This is a genomic window from Streptomyces sp. NPDC006476 (genome assembly GCF_040612015.1).
Classification (GTDB): Bacteria; Actinomycetota; Actinomycetes; order Streptomycetales; family Streptomycetaceae; genus Streptomyces; species Streptomyces griseorubiginosus_B.
In genome coordinates this window covers 73,595-88,346 of the sequence record NZ_JBEXPK010000003.1, presented here as the reverse complement: position 1 = coordinate 88,346, position 14,752 = coordinate 73,595, and the positions used below count along the sequence as shown (strand labels likewise).

At 70.5% G+C, this 14,752-nt stretch carries 15 protein-coding genes; 3 read left to right on the top strand and 12 right to left on the bottom strand.

Going from position 1 to position 14,752, the window contains the following annotated elements:
• Nucleotides 1-32 precede the first annotated feature (32 nt).
• Nucleotides 33-2,114: an APC family permease gene (locus ABZZ74_RS04435; protein WP_356761829.1), complete on the bottom strand. Its 2,082-nt coding sequence runs from the start codon at nt 2,112-2,114 to the stop codon at nt 33-35.
• 425 nt (nt 2,115-2,539) lie between these two features.
• On the opposite strand from ABZZ74_RS04435, the gene ABZZ74_RS04430 reads away from it, so the two are divergent.
• Nucleotides 2,540-3,211: a TrkA family potassium uptake protein gene (locus ABZZ74_RS04430; RefSeq protein ID WP_133046105.1), complete on the top strand. Its 672-nt coding sequence runs from the start codon at nt 2,540-2,542 to the stop codon at nt 3,209-3,211.
• Nucleotides 3,211-3,888: a TrkA family potassium uptake protein gene (locus ABZZ74_RS04425; RefSeq protein ID WP_356761828.1), complete on the top strand. Its 678-nt coding sequence runs from the start codon at nt 3,211-3,213 to the stop codon at nt 3,886-3,888. The genes ABZZ74_RS04430 and ABZZ74_RS04425 overlap by 1 nt, the downstream gene beginning before the upstream one ends.
• Before the next feature lie 66 nt (nt 3,889-3,954).
• Here the strand turns inward: ABZZ74_RS04425 and ABZZ74_RS04420 are convergent, their stop codons facing one another.
• The 9 genes from ABZZ74_RS04420 to ABZZ74_RS04380 all read right to left on the bottom strand — a co-directional run bounded on the left by ABZZ74_RS04420 (nt 3,955) and on the right by ABZZ74_RS04380 (nt 12,634).
• Nucleotides 3,955-4,722, bottom strand: coding sequence for a DUF3159 domain-containing protein (locus tag ABZZ74_RS04420; protein WP_356761827.1), 768 nt, complete (start codon nt 4,720-4,722; stop codon nt 3,955-3,957).
• Between the two features lie 3 nt (nt 4,723-4,725).
• The gene (locus tag ABZZ74_RS04415; protein WP_356761826.1) at nt 4,726-5,124 is read right to left on the bottom strand and encodes an OB-fold nucleic acid binding domain-containing protein; all 399 of its coding nucleotides are present in this window, start codon (nt 5,122-5,124) and stop codon (nt 4,726-4,728) included.
• A gap of 152 nt (nt 5,125-5,276) precedes the next feature.
• The gene (locus tag ABZZ74_RS04410) at nt 5,277-5,963 is read right to left on the bottom strand and encodes a response regulator (protein WP_133046109.1); all 687 of its coding nucleotides are present in this window, start codon (nt 5,961-5,963) and stop codon (nt 5,277-5,279) included.
• Nucleotides 5,960-8,503, bottom strand: coding sequence for a sensor histidine kinase KdpD (locus tag ABZZ74_RS04405; protein WP_356761825.1), 2,544 nt, complete (start codon nt 8,501-8,503; stop codon nt 5,960-5,962). Before ABZZ74_RS04405 ends, ABZZ74_RS04410 begins: the two co-directional genes overlap by 4 nt.
• Nucleotides 8,504-8,618: 115 nt before the next feature.
• Complete coding sequence (locus tag ABZZ74_RS04400) at nt 8,619-9,344, bottom strand: ABC transporter ATP-binding protein (protein ID WP_356761824.1); 726 nt, start codon at nt 9,342-9,344, stop codon at nt 8,619-8,621.
• 60 nt (nt 9,345-9,404) lie between these two features.
• Nucleotides 9,405-10,583, bottom strand: coding sequence for an alginate lyase family protein (locus ABZZ74_RS04395; RefSeq protein ID WP_356761823.1), 1,179 nt, complete (start codon nt 10,581-10,583; stop codon nt 9,405-9,407).
• 155 nt (nt 10,584-10,738) lie between these two features.
• Nucleotides 10,739-11,500, bottom strand: coding sequence for a DUF3710 domain-containing protein (locus ABZZ74_RS04390; protein ID WP_356761822.1), 762 nt, complete (start codon nt 11,498-11,500; stop codon nt 10,739-10,741).
• A 1-nt stretch (nt 11,501) separates the two neighbouring features.
• On the bottom strand, nt 11,502-12,053 hold the full coding sequence (gene dut / locus ABZZ74_RS04385) for a dUTP diphosphatase (protein WP_356761821.1): 552 nt from the start codon (nt 12,051-12,053) through the stop codon (nt 11,502-11,504).
• Nucleotides 12,050-12,634, bottom strand: a complete 585-nt coding sequence (locus ABZZ74_RS04380; RefSeq protein WP_356761820.1) for a PaaI family thioesterase — start codon at nt 12,632-12,634, stop codon at nt 12,050-12,052. The genes dut and ABZZ74_RS04380 overlap by 4 nt, the downstream gene beginning before the upstream one ends.
• A 58-nt stretch (nt 12,635-12,692) precedes the next feature.
• Between ABZZ74_RS04380 and ABZZ74_RS04375 the strand changes: the two genes are divergently transcribed.
• Nucleotides 12,693-13,157 (top strand): DUF3093 domain-containing protein, encoded by a 465-nt coding sequence (locus ABZZ74_RS04375; RefSeq protein ID WP_356761819.1) that lies wholly within the window; start codon nt 12,693-12,695, stop codon nt 13,155-13,157.
• 6 nt (nt 13,158-13,163) lie between these two features.
• Here the strand turns inward: ABZZ74_RS04375 and ABZZ74_RS04370 are convergent, their stop codons facing one another.
• Nucleotides 13,164-14,096 carry a hypothetical protein gene (locus tag ABZZ74_RS04370; protein ID WP_356761818.1) on the bottom strand — a complete coding sequence of 311 codons (933 nt, stop codon included), beginning with the start codon at nt 14,094-14,096 and terminating at the stop codon, nt 13,164-13,166.
• Nucleotides 14,097-14,109: 13 nt separating this feature from the next.
• Nucleotides 14,110-14,406, bottom strand: coding sequence for a DUF4193 domain-containing protein (locus tag ABZZ74_RS04365; RefSeq protein ID WP_005481602.1), 297 nt, complete (start codon nt 14,404-14,406; stop codon nt 14,110-14,112).
• Nucleotides 14,407-14,752 lie beyond the last annotated feature (346 nt).

The following is a 14,752-nucleotide window of genomic DNA, read 5'->3' as shown; positions in this document are numbered from 1 at the left end:
GTGGGTGCCGTCCGGCCATTGACCGGCGAGCGTCAGCCCTGCGGGCCCGAGCTGCCCGGGGTGCCCGAGGTGCCCGACGGCTCCTTCGCCCGGCCCGCCTGGGCGGGGCCGCGCCGCACCGAACCCGGCGCGTTCCACTCCTGCCGCTTGCGGGCCCGGGCCCGCGCCAGTTCCGAGGACTGCAGCTGGTAGGGCACGGACGTCACCATGATCCCCGGCGTGAACAGCAGCCGGCCCTTCAGCCGCAGCGCGCTCTGGTTGTGCAGCAGGTGCTCGTACCAGTGGCCGACCACGTACTCCGGGATGATCACGGACACCGCGTCCCGCGGCGACTCCTTGCGCAGGCTCTTGACGTACTCGATGATCGGCCGCGTGATCTCGCGGTAGGGCGAGTCCAGCACCTTCAGCGGTACGTCGATCCCGCGCCGCTCCCACTCCTCGCGCAGCGCCTTGGTCTCCGCCGGGTCGACGTTGACGGTGAGCGCCTCCAGCGAGTCCGAGCGCATCAGCTTGGCGTAGGCGAGGGCGCGCAGCGTCGGGCGGTGGATCTTGGAGATCAGGACGACGGAGTGGATGCGGGAGGGCCGTACGCTGTCGTCGCTCGGGCCCTCGGGGGCCGCGATCTCCGCGGCGACGCCGTCGTAGTGCTTACGGATGGCGGTCATCGTCGCGTAGAAGATGCACATGCCCAGCAGCGCCACCCAGGCGCCGTGGGTGAACTTGGTGACCAGGACGACGACCAGCACCAGGCCGGTGAAGAAGGCGCCGAAGGTGTTGATGGCCCGCGAGCGGATCATGTGGCTGCGCTTGGCGGGGTCCTTCTCGACCGCGAGATGGCGGTTCCAGTGCCGGACCATGCCGGTCTGGCTGAGGGTGAAGGACACGAACACGCCGACAATGTAGAGCTGGATCAGCCGTGTGGAGTCGGCGCCGTAGATCACGGTCAGCAGGGTCGCGGCGCCGGCCAGCAGCACGATGCCGTTGGAGAAGGCGAGACGGTCGCCGCGGGTGTGCAGCTGACGGGGCAGGTAGCGGTCCTGGGCGAGGATCGAGCCGAGCACCGGGAAGCCGTTGTAGGCCGTGTTGGCGGCCAGGAACAGCACGAGCGCGGTGGCCGCGGCGAGCACCACGAAGAAGAAGCTGCCCTTGCCGAAGACTGCCTCGGCGACCTGGGTGATCACCGGGTTCTGGACGTAGTCGGCGCCGACCCCGACGCCGTGCTTGAGCAGGTCGGTGGCCGGGTTCTCGGCCATGCGCACCTTGGTCGTCAGGGCGAGGACGATGATGCCGCAGAACATGGTGACGGCCAGCAGGCCCATCGCGGCCAGCGTGGTCGCCGCGTTCTTCGACTTCGGCTTGCGGAAGGCCGGCACACCGTTGGAGATCGCCTCGACACCGGTGAGCGCGGCACAGCCGGAGGAGAAGGCGCGCAGCATCAGGAAGACCAGGGCGAAGCCGGCCAGCCCCTGGTGCTCGGCCTTGATCGTGTACTCGGCCGTCGGCGCGCGCATGGTGTCGCCGAGGACCAGTCCGCGGAAGGCGCCCCACGCGATCATGACGAAGACGCCGCCGACGAACACGTACGTCGGGATCGCGAAGAGCTTGCCGGACTCCTTGACGCCCCGCAGGTTCATCAGCGTCAGCAGCACGATCACGGCGACCGCGCACAGCACCTTGTGCTCGACCACGAAGGGGATCGCCGAGCCGAGGTTCTCGATGCCGGAGGCGATCGACACGGCGACGGTCAGGACGTAGTCGACGAGCAGGGCGCTGGCGACGGTGAGGCCGGCCTTGGAGCCGAGGTTGGTCGTGGCCACCTCGTAGTCGCCGCCGCCGCTGGGGTAGGCGTGCACGTTCTGCCGGTAGGAGGCGACGACGGTGAACATCAGCACGACGACCGCGAGGGCGATCCAGGGGCTGAAGTGGTACGCCGACACGCCCGCGATGGACAGGACCAGCAGCACCTCTCCGGGGGCGTAGGCCACGGAGGACAGCGGGTCGGAGGCGAAGACGGGGAGGGCGATGCGCTTCGGCAGGAGCGTTTCGCCCAGCCGGTCACTGCGCAGAGCGCGCCCGATCAAGATCCGTTTGGGCACGTCGGTCAGTTTGGACACAACAGAGCATCGTAGGCGTTCGAACGGGTGCTCAACCACCCTCCCCCGCTCTCGACACGCTCGAGCGGCGGCCCCCCCGCCTTCCATCTGCTCACCGGGTGAAATCCGCAAGCGCTTCCGCTGCGGATTCCGCAGGCGGCCCGGCCTTCATGGCTATATGACTAACTCCCGCCCGTTTCCCGGCCGTCGCCGTCCCCTGGAGGTCCCATGCATGCCACCGCGGAACTGATCGGCGCCGCCGCGACCCTCGTCGGCCTCGGAATCCTGACACTCGCGAGCGCGCGGAGCATCAGCCGTCGCTGGGACACCGGGAGTGACGGCAACCGTGCACAGGGGTGCCGACGTCCTACCGCGCGTGTGTAGCTTGGGCGTCGGTCTGAGACCCTGATGCTGAGCTGTAGTTTTTGGACACCGGAAGGACGGTCGTGCACATCGTCATCATGGGCTGCGGAAGAGTGGGTTCCGCTCTGGCCCAGACATTGGAGCAACAGGGGCACACGGTCGCCGTGGTCGACCAGGACCCCACCGCCTTCCGCCGTCTCGGCCCCGGGTTCGGCGGCCGCCGGGTCACCGGGGTCGGCTTCGACCAGGACACCCTGCGTGAGGCCGGCATCGAGGAGGCCGGCGCCTTCGCGGCCGTCTCCAGCGGTGACAACTCCAACATCATCGCGGCGCGCGTCGCCCGCGAGATGTTCGGCGTGGAGAACGTCGCGGCCCGGATCTACGACCCCCGCCGCGCCGAGGTCTACCAGCGCCTGGGCATCCCGACGGTCGCCACGGTCCGCTGGACCGCCGACCAGATGCTGCGCCGGCTGCTCCCCTCGGGCGCCGAGCCCCTGTGGCGCGACCCCAGCGGCGGTGTCCAGCTCGCCGAGGTGCACACCTCGCCCGCCTGGGTGGGCCACAAGGTCAGCAGGCTCCAGGAGGAGACGGGCGTCCGCGTGGCGTTCCTCACGCGGCTCGGCGAGGCGATCCTGCCCACGTCGCAGACGGTGCTGCAGGAGGGCGACCTGGTGCACGTGATGATGCGCACCGACGAGGTCGACAAGGTCGAGGCGTCCTTCGCCAAGGGTCCCGAAGAGGAGGGCGGTCACTGATGAGGGTCGCCATTGCCGGTGCCGGCGCCGTCGGCCGCTCGATCGCGGGCGAACTGCTGGAGAACGGCCACGAGGTCCTGCTCGTGGACAAGACGCCGACCGCCATCTCGGTCGAGCGGGTCCCCCAGGCGGAGTGGCTGCTGGCCGACGCCTGCGAGATCACCTCCTTGGACGAGGCGGCGCTCCAGCGCTGCAACGTCGTGATCGCCGCGACGGGCGACGACAAGGTCAACCTGGTCGTCTCCCTGCTGGCGAAGACCGAGTACGGCGTCCCGCGCGTCGTGGCCCGGGTGAACAACCCGAAGAACGAGTGGCTCTTCAACGAGTCCTGGGGCGTCGACGTGGCGGTCTCCACGCCGCGTCTGATGTCGGCCCTGGTCGAGGAGGCGGTCTCGGTCGGCGACCTGGTCCGCCTGCTGCGCTTCAGCCACGGCGACGCGAACCTGGTCGAACTGACCCTCCCGGAGGAGTCGGCCCTCGCCGGCACTCAGGTGGGCGACGTGGAATGGCCGGAGGACACCTCCCTCGTCACGATCATCCGCGGCACCCGGGTCCTCACCCCGTCCCGCGACGACTCCCTGGAACCGGGCGACGAGCTGCTGTTCGTCGCCGCGCAGGCCAGGGAGGAGCAGTTGGAGGACCTGCTGTCGGTGCGCCGGGAGGACGCGGCGGGCTAGCGGTCTGCGGTACGACGACGAGGGGCGCCCCACGCGCGTGGGCGCCCCTCGTCGTCGTACCGCAGACTAGGCCTCTCGACGGTGCCGTCCGCCGGCCGCCTCACCCTGCTCCGCGCGCTCGGCCGTCAGCGCCGCCTTGCGCTCCTTCTCGGCCTGCTCCTCGGCCTCCATTTCGGCGAAGACGTCGATCGGGGCCGGTGCCTTCGCCAGGAACACCCAGGTCAGCCAGACCGCCAGCAGGAACGGCGGGATCTTCAACGCGACCAGGACCCAGCCCAGCTGCGCGGTGTTGGCCCACCAGTACAGCGGGAAGAGGATCGCGCACTTGGCCAGCAGGATCAGGCCCCAGGCCCAACTGGCCTTCGCGTACGCCTTCTTGCGTCCAGGGTTGCGGGTGCGCCAGGAGAGGTTCTCCTTGAAGACCGGGCCGAGGATCAGCCCGATCAGCGGGACACCGCACAGGGTCGTGACGATGTACGCCAGCGCCAGGCCCAGCGTGTAGAGCATGCCGGGGAGGTAGAAGTCCTTGGCGTTGCCGGTCATCATGGCGAAGACCACACCGAAGGCGACGCCGAAGACACCGCTGAACGCGTGCTTGACGGTGGTCCGCATGGCCAGCCGGACCACCACCAGCAGCAGGGACACCGCGAGGGCGGCGATCGCCGACCAGTGCAGGTCCTTGTTGATCGTGAAGATGGTGACGAAGAGGAGACCGGGCAGCACCGTCTCGACCATGCCCCGCACGCCGCCGAACGCCTCGAACAGGGCGGCCTCGGTCACCGCCCGTGCGTCGTCGGCAGACGTGTCCTCTGTCGGCTTGTCGAGCGACGTCACCTGCTACTCCCGTCCGAGGGGTCTCAGTTCGTATTTCGGATTGAACAGCACCCGGCGGCCCCGGCTCATCGAGATCCGGCCGGATACGATCAGTCTGCGCCCGGGCTCTATCCCGACTATGGAGCGCCGTCCGAGCCACACCACGTCCAGCGCGGCGGAGCCGTCGAACAGCTCGGCCTCCAGGGCCGGGACGCCCGCACGCGGCCGCAGGGTGACCGTGCGCAAGGTACCAGTAACCGTGACGATCTGTCGGTCGTGGCAGTCGTCGATCCGCACACAGCCCGCCGTCTCGGCGTCCTCGCGCAGCTCCTCGGACTCCAGGTCCTCCTGCGACGAGGAGAGCCGGTCGAGCATGCGCCGGAACCGGCCCACCGGCTTTTCGGAACGAGGAACAGCGCTCATATCTGAAGCGTACCGGGGTGCACTGACAGCTTCGTACCCACAGCCCTGACGCTCGAACCGGTGCTCACTTCTCGAAGCGATAGCCCATCCCGGGCTCGGTGATGCTGCATCCCCCGGGGGACAACCCCCGGACCCCCGGCCCACCTCACAGCTCACTTCTCGAATCGATAGCCCATCCCGGGCTCGGTGATGAAGTGCTTCGGGTGGGACGGGTCCGCCTCCAGCTTTCTGCGCAGTTGCGCCATGTACACGCGCAGGTAGTTGGTCTCCGTCCCGTACGACGGTCCCCACACCTCCTGCAGCAGCTGCCGCTGGCTGACCAGCCGGCCCGTGCTGCGGACCAGCACCTCCAGCAGATGCCACTCGGTGGGGGTCAGCCGTACGTCCCGGCCGCCCCGGTTGACCTTCTTCGCGGTCAGGTCGACGGTGAACTCCTCGGTCTCCACGGTCGTCACCTCGTCCTCCCCGGCCCCGACGGGCTCGGCGCGCCGGACGGCGGCCCGCAGCCGGGCGAGCAGTTCGTCCATGCCGAAGGGCTTGGTGACGTAGTCGTCGGCGCCCGCGTCGAGGGCCTCGACCTTCTCGTCGGAGGTGTGCCTGGCGGACAGCACCAGGATCGGCACCCGGGTCCAGCCGCGCAGGCCGCGGATCACCTCGACGCCGTCCATGTCGGGCAGGCCCAGGTCGAGGACGACGACGTCGGGGTGGCGGGCGGCGGCGATCTGCAGGGCGGTTGTGCCGTCGTGGGCCGCGTCGACCTCGTACTTGCGCGCCTTCAGGTTGATCACGAGGGCGCGCACGATCTGCGGCTCGTCGTCGATCACGAGCACCCGGGTCATGTGACCTGCCTTTCGGGTTCCGCCGAGGGGAGGACCTCCGCATGCGATCCTTCCGCACGCAGGGTGAGGACCATGGTGAGGCCGCCGCCCGGTGTGTCCTCGGCGGCGAGGGTGCCGCCCATCGCCTCGGCGAAGCCGCGGGCCACCGCTAGCCCGAGCCCCACTCCGGCGCCGCGCGGGGCGTCGCCGTAGCGCTGGAAGGGCTCGAAGATGCGCTCCTTGCCGTCGTCCGGGACGCCGGGGCCGCGGTCCACGACCCGGACCTCCACGCGGTCGGCGATGGCGCTGGCGCCGACCAGCACCGGTCTGCCCGGCGGGCTGTACTTGACGGCGTTCTCGACCAGGTTGGCCACCGACCGCTCCAGCAGCCCCGGGTCGACGGCGACCATGGGCAGGGTCTCCGGGACGTCCAGTTCGACGCTGTCCTCGGGAACCCCGACGAGCGCCATCGGCACCACCTCGTCGAGGTCGACCTCGCGGATCAGCGGGGTGACCGTGCCGGTCTGCAGACGGGACATGTCGAGGAGGTTGCCGACGAGGTGGTCGAGCCGGTCGGCACCCTCCTCGATGCCCTCGAGCAGCTCGGCCTGGTCCTCCTCCGACCAGGCCACGTCGTCGGAGCGCAGGGAGGAGACGGCCGCCTTGATGCCGGCGAGGGGTGTGCGCAGGTCGTGGCTCACGGCTGCCAGCAGCGCCGTACGGATCCGGTTGCCCTCGGCCAGCGCGCGGGCCTGGTCGGCCTCCTCCCGCAGGCGCCGGCGGTCCAGGACCACGGCGGCCTGCGCGGCGAAGGCGGCCAGCACCCGGCGGTCCTCGGCGGGCAGCACCCGGCCGGTCAGCGCGAGCGCCATGTGGTCGCCGACCGGGACGTCCACGTCGGCCTCCTCCGGCCGCTCCACGGCGGGCCCGAACCCGGCGCGGCCCGCGCACGTCCACGGGGCGTGGTCGCCGGCCCGCTCCAGCAGGGCCGCCGACTCCATCCCGAAGGTCTCCCGGACCCGCTCGAGCAGCTCCTCCAGGCCGGTCTCACCGCGCAGCACGTTGCCCGCGAGGAAGGACAGGATCTCCGACTCGGCGCGCAGCCGGGCCGCCTGATGGGTGCGGCGGGCCGCGAGGTCGACGACGGAGGCCACCGAGACACCGACGCCGACGAAGATCACGATGGCGACGATGTTCCTGGGGTCGGCGATCGTCCAGCGGTGCAGGGGCGGTGTGTAGAAGTAGTTCAGCAGCAGGGAGCCGACCGCGGCCGAGGCGAGCGCCGGCAGCAGTCCGCCGAGCAGCGCGGCCGCGACGGTCACCGCGAGGAACAGCAGCATGTCGTTGGCGAGACCGAGGTGGACGGTGTTGAGCAGGGCGGCCAGGACCGCCGGCCCGGCGACCCCGATCACCCAGCCCCAGATGATCCGGGACCGGCCGAGCCGCGCGCCTCGGGCGACCGGGAGTCCGCGCCCCTTGCCGGCCTCGTCGTGCGTGATCAGGTGGACGTCGAGGTCGGGCCCCGAGTCACGGGCGACCGTGGCGCCGACGCCGGGTCCGAAGACGTACTGCCAGCTCTTGCGGCGCGAGACGCCGAGCACGATCTGGGTGGCGTTGACACCGCGCGCGAAGGCGAGCAGGGCGGCCGGTATGTCGTCGCCGACGACGTGGTGGAAGGTGCCGCCGAGGTCCTCCACGAGGGTGCGCTGGACGGCGAGTTCCTTCGGGGAGGCGGCCGTCAGCCCGTCGCTGCTGGCTATGTAGACCGCCAGCACCTCGCCGCCGGCGCCCTTCTCCGCGAGCCGCGCGGCCCGCCGGATCAGCGTGCGCCCCTCGGGACCGCCGGTCAGCCCGACCACGATCCGCTCGCGCGAACCCCAGATCTTCGACACCCGGTGCTCGCTGCGGTACTGCTGCAGGTACTCGTCGACCCGGTCGGCCACCCAGAGCAGGGCCAGTTCGCGCAGGGCGGTGAGATTGCCCGGCCGGAAGTAGTTGGACAGGGCCGCGTCGACCTTGTCGGGTTTGTAGATGTTGCCGTGCGCCATCCGGCGGCGCAGTGCCTGTGGCGACATGTCGACCAGCTCGATCTGGTCGGCCCGCCGCACCATTTCGTCCGGCACGGTCTCCCGCTGCCGTACGCCGGTGATCGACTCGACGACGTCGCCGAGGGACTCCAGATGCTGGATGTTGACCGTCGACACGACGTCGACGCCGGCCGCGAGCAGCTCCTCGACGTCCTGCCAGCGCTTGGCGTTGCGGGAGCCGGGGACGTTGGTGTGGGCCAGTTCGTCCACGAGGGCGACCCCGGGGTTCCGGGCGAGTACGGCGTCCACGTCCATCTCCGTGAACGTCGTGTCCCGGTACTCCAGCTCGCGGCGCGGCACCTGCTCCAGGCCGTGCAGCATCACCTCGGTGCGGGGCCGGTCGTGGTGCTCCACGAAGGCCACCACGCAGTCGGTGCCCCGCTCCACGCGCCGGTGTGCCTCGGAGAGCATCGCGTACGTCTTGCCGACGCCCGGTGCCGCACCGAGGTAGATCCGAAGCTTGCCGCGTCCCATGGGCCCCATTGTCTTCCGGTCACTGCTGCCTACGCAGCGTCGACCTTACGGCCAACAATCGCGACTCATCGTGTCCGGAAGGCGCCGGAAGCCGTCTTTGACGGAACTCTGACGCTCACGTCTCGACGATCTCCCCGTCGCTGAGCTCCAGTACCCGGTCGGCCAGGTCGAGGAGGGTCGTGTCATGAGTGGCGACGAGGACGGACGGGGGCCCCTCGGTGAAGCCCAGGGTGGCGGAGTGCTCGCTGTGGACGACGGCCCGCAGCAGCTCCATGACCGCGTGGCCGGTCTCGGCGTCCAGCTGGCCGGTCGGTTCGTCGGCGATCAGCAGGGCGGGGCTGTTGGCGAGGGCGCGGGCGATGGCGACGCGCTGCTGCTGGCCGCCGGAGAGCTCGCCGGGCCGCTGGTCGGCGTGGTCGGTGAGGCCCACCAGGGCGAGCAGCAGCTCGACGCGCTCCTCACGCGCGCGTACCTCGGCCCGGCGCAGCCGCATCGGGACGCCGACGTTCTCGGCGGCCGTGAGGATCGGGATCAGCCCGAAGGACTGGAAGACGAAGCCGACCCGGTCGCGGCGCAGGGCCAGCAGCCCCTCCTCACCGAGCTCCGACAGGTCCAGCCCGTCCACGGTGACCCGCCCGCGGTCCGGTGCGTCGAGCCCTCCGACGATGTTGAGGAGCGTCGTCTTGCCCGACCCGGAGCGCCCCTTGAGGGCGACGAGTTCACCGCGCGGGATCTCGAAGGAGACACCGCGCAGGGCGTGCACGGCGGCCGCCCCCCGGCCGTAGGACTTGTGGACGTCCTCGACGCGCACCATGGTCTCGGTGGCCACCTGGCCGCTCATGTCGCCTCCCCCGTCGACCGGGCGCCAGTATCGCGGCCGGGCGCCCGGTCGATCAACGGTTCAGCTCGGGTTGTCGCCGTGGGTGAGGGTCTCCCAGGCCACGAAGAGGTTGTCGGAGCCGGCCGGCCGCTGCCGTTCGGTCAGGGCCTGGGTGTTGCTCATCGCGATGCCGAGGCGGTTGTGCAGGGCGTTGTAGCCGACCTCGGTGACCGGTCCGAGCCCGAGTTTCAGCGAGCCGCCGCACAGCCAGCCCGGGACGGCCGCGCCCAGCTGGTACTTGGCCTGGAACCCGAGCGCCTGGCGCAGTCGTTCGCCGACGTCGGTACCGTACAGGTCCTGGCCCTGGATGCGGCTGGTCTCGGCGACGTGGGACATCGCGGAGAGGCCGTACCCCGTGTGGGTGAAGTCGCGGCAGCTCTCCTGGGTGAGCCCGGTGACGAAGGTGGACTGCCCCTGCCAGTAGCCGACGATCTTCGCCCTGGTGTCGAGGTTCTGGCTCGGCACGGTCTTCGGCAGATCACCGTCGGAGGCGAGGTAGATGTAGGCGGCCGCGCGGGTGCGGAACCTCGCCATGGCCTTGTCGTACGACGACTTGTCCTCGAGGAAGACGGAGATGCCGACGGCGGCCTCCATCATCGACAGCTCCCAGTTGCCGTTGGAGTTGGAGCCGCCGATGACCTCGGGCAGGTAGACGGTGCGCAGCATGCTCGCGAAGCGGCCGGCGTTGGCCCAGCCGCCGGTGTACGTGTACTTGATGATCTCGGCGGCGCGCGGCCAGGAGGAGCCCGCCCAGCCGGTCTGCAGGGGCGCGTTGCTGTTGGTGTGCTGCTTGATCACGGCGGACCAGGCGTCCATGAGCTGGATCGACTTCTTCGCGTACCGGTCGTCGCGGGTGATGTACCAGGCGAGCGCGTCGGTGTAGGCGGCGATCGCGTCCTGGCGCTCGTCGGTACAGCCGTTGTTCGGATTCGAGTACGAGCCGCACTCGACCGTCGCCCGTGGCTTCGGGGTGCGGTTCAGGTCGGCGTACTTGCTCGCCATCATCTGGTCGAAGGCGCCTTTCCAGGGCTGGGCACCGGCGTCGACCTTGCCGCGGGTGAAGTCCAGCTGGGCCCGGGAGACGGTGACACCGGGGTGTACGAAGGCGGTGGAGGCGGCTTCGGCGTGACGGGAGGTCGGCCACGTCATCATGCCCACGACAAGTGCGGAGACGGTTGCGAGCAGCGCGGTGCGACGCATAGGTGGGGGCCCCGTTCTCGTATGTGAACGACGAGCGCCCCCGTGAACAGAGGCGCTGGGCCGAGACCATAGGTACAGACCAATAAACCGTCAAGGGTCCGCGCACGAAAAAAGGCCGTACCCCGCGCGGGGTACGGCCCTTGTCGCTCGGTTGTCTAACGGACCTCGGTGATCTCCGGACCGCGCTGCAGCTGGCCCATGCCGCCGGAGAAGCGCGAGGACTCCTCCTGCTGGACGCCCTCGGGGACCATCTGGGCGTCGTTGGGCAGCTTCAGGACGATCGGGTCCCGGGGCGCCATCGGGCCCTCACCGCGGACCACGACCGTGTCCCGGAAGATCTGCTCGAGCAGGCCGGCCGCCTGCGGCTGCACCGCGCCCTGGCCCGAGATCACCCCGCGCAGGAACCAGCGCGGACCGTCCACACCGACGAACCGCACGACCTGGAAACCACCCGTGCCGTCCGGCAGCTGTACCGGCACCTGGGCGCGCAGCTCCCAGCCGAGCGGGCCCTCGACCTCGTCGACGATGCCACCCTGCTGGGTGATGCCGGCGCCGATCTCCTCACGCACCTCGCCCCAGATGCCCTCGCGCTTGGGCGCGGCGAAGGCCTGCAGCTGGATGGCGCTGTCGCGCAGCACGACGGTCGCCGCCACGATCGCGTCGCCCGCGACCTCGACCCGCAGCTCCATGCCGTCGACCCCGGGCACGAAGAGACCGCCCAGGTCCACGCGGCCCTCCGCGGGGTCGCGCACCTCGGAGTCGTCCCAGGGCCCGTCGGGCCGCGGCTCGGGCTCGAGCCTCACCCGCTCGCGCTCGACCTCTTCGTCGTCCGCCTCAGCGTCGACACTGTCGACGACCTGCTCGGCCTCGCCGGCCGCGTCCTCGGCGGCACCCTTCTTGTTGCGACGTCCGAACACGTCACTGTCCTTCCCGGTCGGATACGACCGAAGCGTATCGATTCCCACCCGTAGTGCCGCCGTCGGCGGCCTGACCCCTTGTGCTGTTCTCCCCGGCCACCGCGGCATGGCCTCCGGTGGACCCGAAGCCCCCTTCGGCCCGTGCCGAGCCGGGAAGCTCCGCCACCTCCTGGAAGCGGACCTTCTCGACCTGCTGGACGACCAGTTGGGCGATCCGGTCGAAGCGCTCGAACCGCACCGCCTCGCGCGGGTCGAGATTCACCACGATCACCTTGATCTCCCCACGGTACCCGGCATCAACCGTCCCCGGGGCATTCACCAGAGCGACACCGCAGCGGGCGGCGAGCCCGGACCGGGGATGCACGAAGGCCGCGTACCCCTCGGGGAGGGCGACAGCCACCCCGGTGGGCAGCACGGCCCGTTCCCCGGGTCCCAGTTCGCACGCCTCGGTGGTGCGCAGATCGGCTCCCGCGTCACCGGGATGCGCGTACGACGGAAGCGGTACGTCCGGGTCGACGCGGCGCATCAGCACGTTAAGAGGCTCGCGGCTCACGGGTTCACCTCGAAGGCGCGGGCCCGCCGGACCTGGTCCGGGTCGTTCATGGCGGCCTGGATCTCCTCGGGTCGCCCGTTGTCGATGAAGTGGCCGACCTCGACCTCGATGAAGAGCGCGTCGGCGCGCACGGCGACCGGACCGTCCGGGCCGTCGAGCCGGCCGGTGGCGGCCGAGTAGATCTTGCGGCCCGCGACCGCGGTGACCTCGGCCGTCAGATACAGGGTCGTCCCTACCGGCACCGGCCGGACGAAGTCGGTCTCCAGGCGTCCGGTGACCGCGATCGTGCGCAGCAGCCAGTTCAGCGAGCCGAGGGTCTCGTCCAGCGCGGTCGCCAGCACTCCCCCGTGCGCGAGGCCGGGCGCGCCCTGGTGCGCGGGCTGCACGGTGAACTCGGCCGTGATGCTGACGCCGTCGCCGGCCCGCGCCTGAAGGTGCAGTCCGTGGGCCTGTCCGCCGCCACATCCGAAACACTGTTCGTAGTGGGCACCCAGAAGCTCACCGGGCGCGGGCGCGTCAGGATGACGCACGGGTTTCACCGCGTCGGCGGGGGGCCTGAGAGCTGCTGAAGTACCACTCACAGCCGCAGACCTTACCCGCGCGTCCGCAGTATCCGGACACCATGCCAAGCTTGGCCACATGCAGCTCTCCACCGCCCCTTACGAAGAACGCCTGACCGCCCCGCGCTCGTGGTGGCTGATCTCCTTCCTGGTGGGCGTCTCCTTCGCCCTGATCCTGCTGCCCTTCGGCACCCTGCCGCTGCTCGGCGGCCTGGTCGGCGGCACGGCGGTCGCGGCTGTCATGGCGAGCTCGTACGGCTCGGTCCGCATCAGGGTGGTGGGCGGCTCGCTGATCGCGGGCGAGGCAAGGATCCCGGTGACGGCGCTCGGTGAAACGGAGGTCCTGGAGGGCGAGGAGGCGCGGGCCTGGCGTACCTACAAGGCGGACACGCGCGCGTTCCTGCTGCTGCGCTCCTACATCCCCACGGCGCTGCGGGTGGTCGTGACCGACCCCGAGGACCCGACGCCGTACCTGTACCTGTCGACGCGGGAGCCGGAGCGGCTGGCGGAGGCCCTGAAGGCGGCCCGGGAGGCCGCCGCGTAGGGGCGCTCAGCCCGCGGCGCCGTCCTCCAGCTCCAGCGGGTGCGCCGGCTTGTCCAGGGGCGGCAGCTCGGGCAGCTCGTCCCACGGCACCTGGGCCTTGCGCAGGTCCTTGCGGATGCGCTCGGCGAGCCTCTTGGTGTCCCGCCGGTTCATGACCGCGCCCACCGCGGCGCCCACCATGAAGGGCATCAGGTTCGGCAGGTCGCGCACCACGCGCTTCATGATCTGCTGGCGCAGCTGCTGTTTCATCCGGCTGTTGACGGCCCCGCCGAGGGTGGACGGCTTGGTCACCTCGATGCCGCGCTCCCCCGACCACGAGTTGAGGTACGCGGTGCTGCGCTCCTTGAGGTTGCCGGGCGGTCGCAGTCCGTAGACCTCGTGGAGTTCGGCGATCAGCTTCAGCTCGATCGCGGCCACGCCGGTGATCTCCGCGGCCAGCTCGGTCGGCATGGCGGGCGGTACGGGCAGCATGGCCGCCGCTCCGATGCCGGCCCCGACCGTGGCGGTGGCGCTCGCGGCACCCGCCACGAGCTTGTCGGCGATCTGCTCGGGTCCGAGGCCCGGGAACTGCCTGCGGAGGGCGGCGAGGTCCCGTACGGGCACCCGGGGGGCCATCTCGATGATCCGGTCGGCGAGGTACGCCAGGCCGGCGCGGGCCCGGCTGCCGCCCTTGCGCACGCCTTCCCTGGCCTTGTCCCGGATCGCCGCGGCCCGTCGCCTGGCGACGGGCGCGGGATTCCCGCCCTGCGCCGGCACCGGGAGGTCGGCCCGGCCTGCCGCAGGTTCGAGCGGGGCCGATCCCGTGGACCCCGTGGTCTCCGGTGTCACACCTGATGGGCCCCGCTCGTCGTCACGCACGCCGTGAGGGCCGTACTGCGGCCCTTCGTCCGCTCCCTGCAGGGGGGAGCGGCGCTTCCAGGGAGGGGTCGAGCCAGTCACGGCCGACCCGTCCTCAGTCGCAGTCGCGGCAGATCGGCTGACCGTTCTTCTCCCGGGCCAGCTGGCTGCGGTGGTGCACCAGGAAGCAGCTCATGCAGGTGAACTCGTCCTGCTGCTTGGGCAGCACCCGGACGGCCAGCTCCTCGTTGGAGAGGTCGGCCCCGGGCAGTTCCAGGCCCTCTGCGGCCTCGAACTCGTCGACGTCGACCGCCGAGGTGGACTTGTCGTTCCTCCGGGCCTTCAGCTCTTCAAGGCTGTCGGAGTCCACATCGTCGTCGGTCTTGCGTGGGGTGTCGTAATCCGTTGCCATTTACCTCTCCCCCTCTGGGTGTCTGCGGGTGTCTCCAGCGCACGTAACGCGTGAGAGGCCGGACTTGTGCCCGCCTCGAGGCGGAGATTTTGCCTCACATCAAGGTCTGTTACTCAATCGACACCCAACCGGACTCCTCAAGAGTGATCGGCTTGGATGGCGAACGGGACCGTACACGGCCCGCCTACCGCTCTTCAAAGGCGTCTCAACCTGTACTTCCCGTGATCAAGACACCCGAAAACCAGGATTTTCCCGGCTTTCCGACGGCCCCCTTGATCACGGAGAGTAGATGGCCGAGAAATCGCCCATGTGATCGATCACACAGGGGGTGCCCGGCTGCGCGGCC

Bases quoted from the DNA above. Each gene is read 5' to 3' on its own strand.
- ABZZ74_RS04425 (WP_356761828.1), top strand. From the start codon at position 3,211: ATGAGGGTCGCCATTGCCGGTGCCGGCGCCGTCGGCCGCTCGATCGCG.
- ABZZ74_RS04415 (WP_356761826.1), bottom strand. From the start codon at position 5,124: ATGAGCGCTGTTCCTCGTTCCGAAAAGCCGGTGGGCCGGTTCCGGCGC.
- ABZZ74_RS04410 (WP_133046109.1), bottom strand. From the start codon at position 5,963: ATGACCCGGGTGCTCGTGATCGACGACGAGCCGCAGATCGTGCGCGCC.
- ABZZ74_RS04405 (WP_356761825.1), bottom strand. From the start codon at position 8,503: ATGGGACGCGGCAAGCTTCGGATCTACCTCGGTGCGGCACCGGGCGTC.
- ABZZ74_RS04400 (WP_356761824.1), bottom strand. From the start codon at position 9,344: ATGAGCGGCCAGGTGGCCACCGAGACCATGGTGCGCGTCGAGGACGTC.
- ABZZ74_RS04395 (WP_356761823.1), bottom strand. From the start codon at position 10,583: ATGCGTCGCACCGCGCTGCTCGCAACCGTCTCCGCACTTGTCGTGGGC.
- ABZZ74_RS04375 (WP_356761819.1), top strand. From the start codon at position 12,693: ATGCAGCTCTCCACCGCCCCTTACGAAGAACGCCTGACCGCCCCGCGC.
- ABZZ74_RS04365 (WP_005481602.1), bottom strand. From the start codon at position 14,406: ATGGCAACGGATTACGACACCCCACGCAAGACCGACGACGATGTGGAC.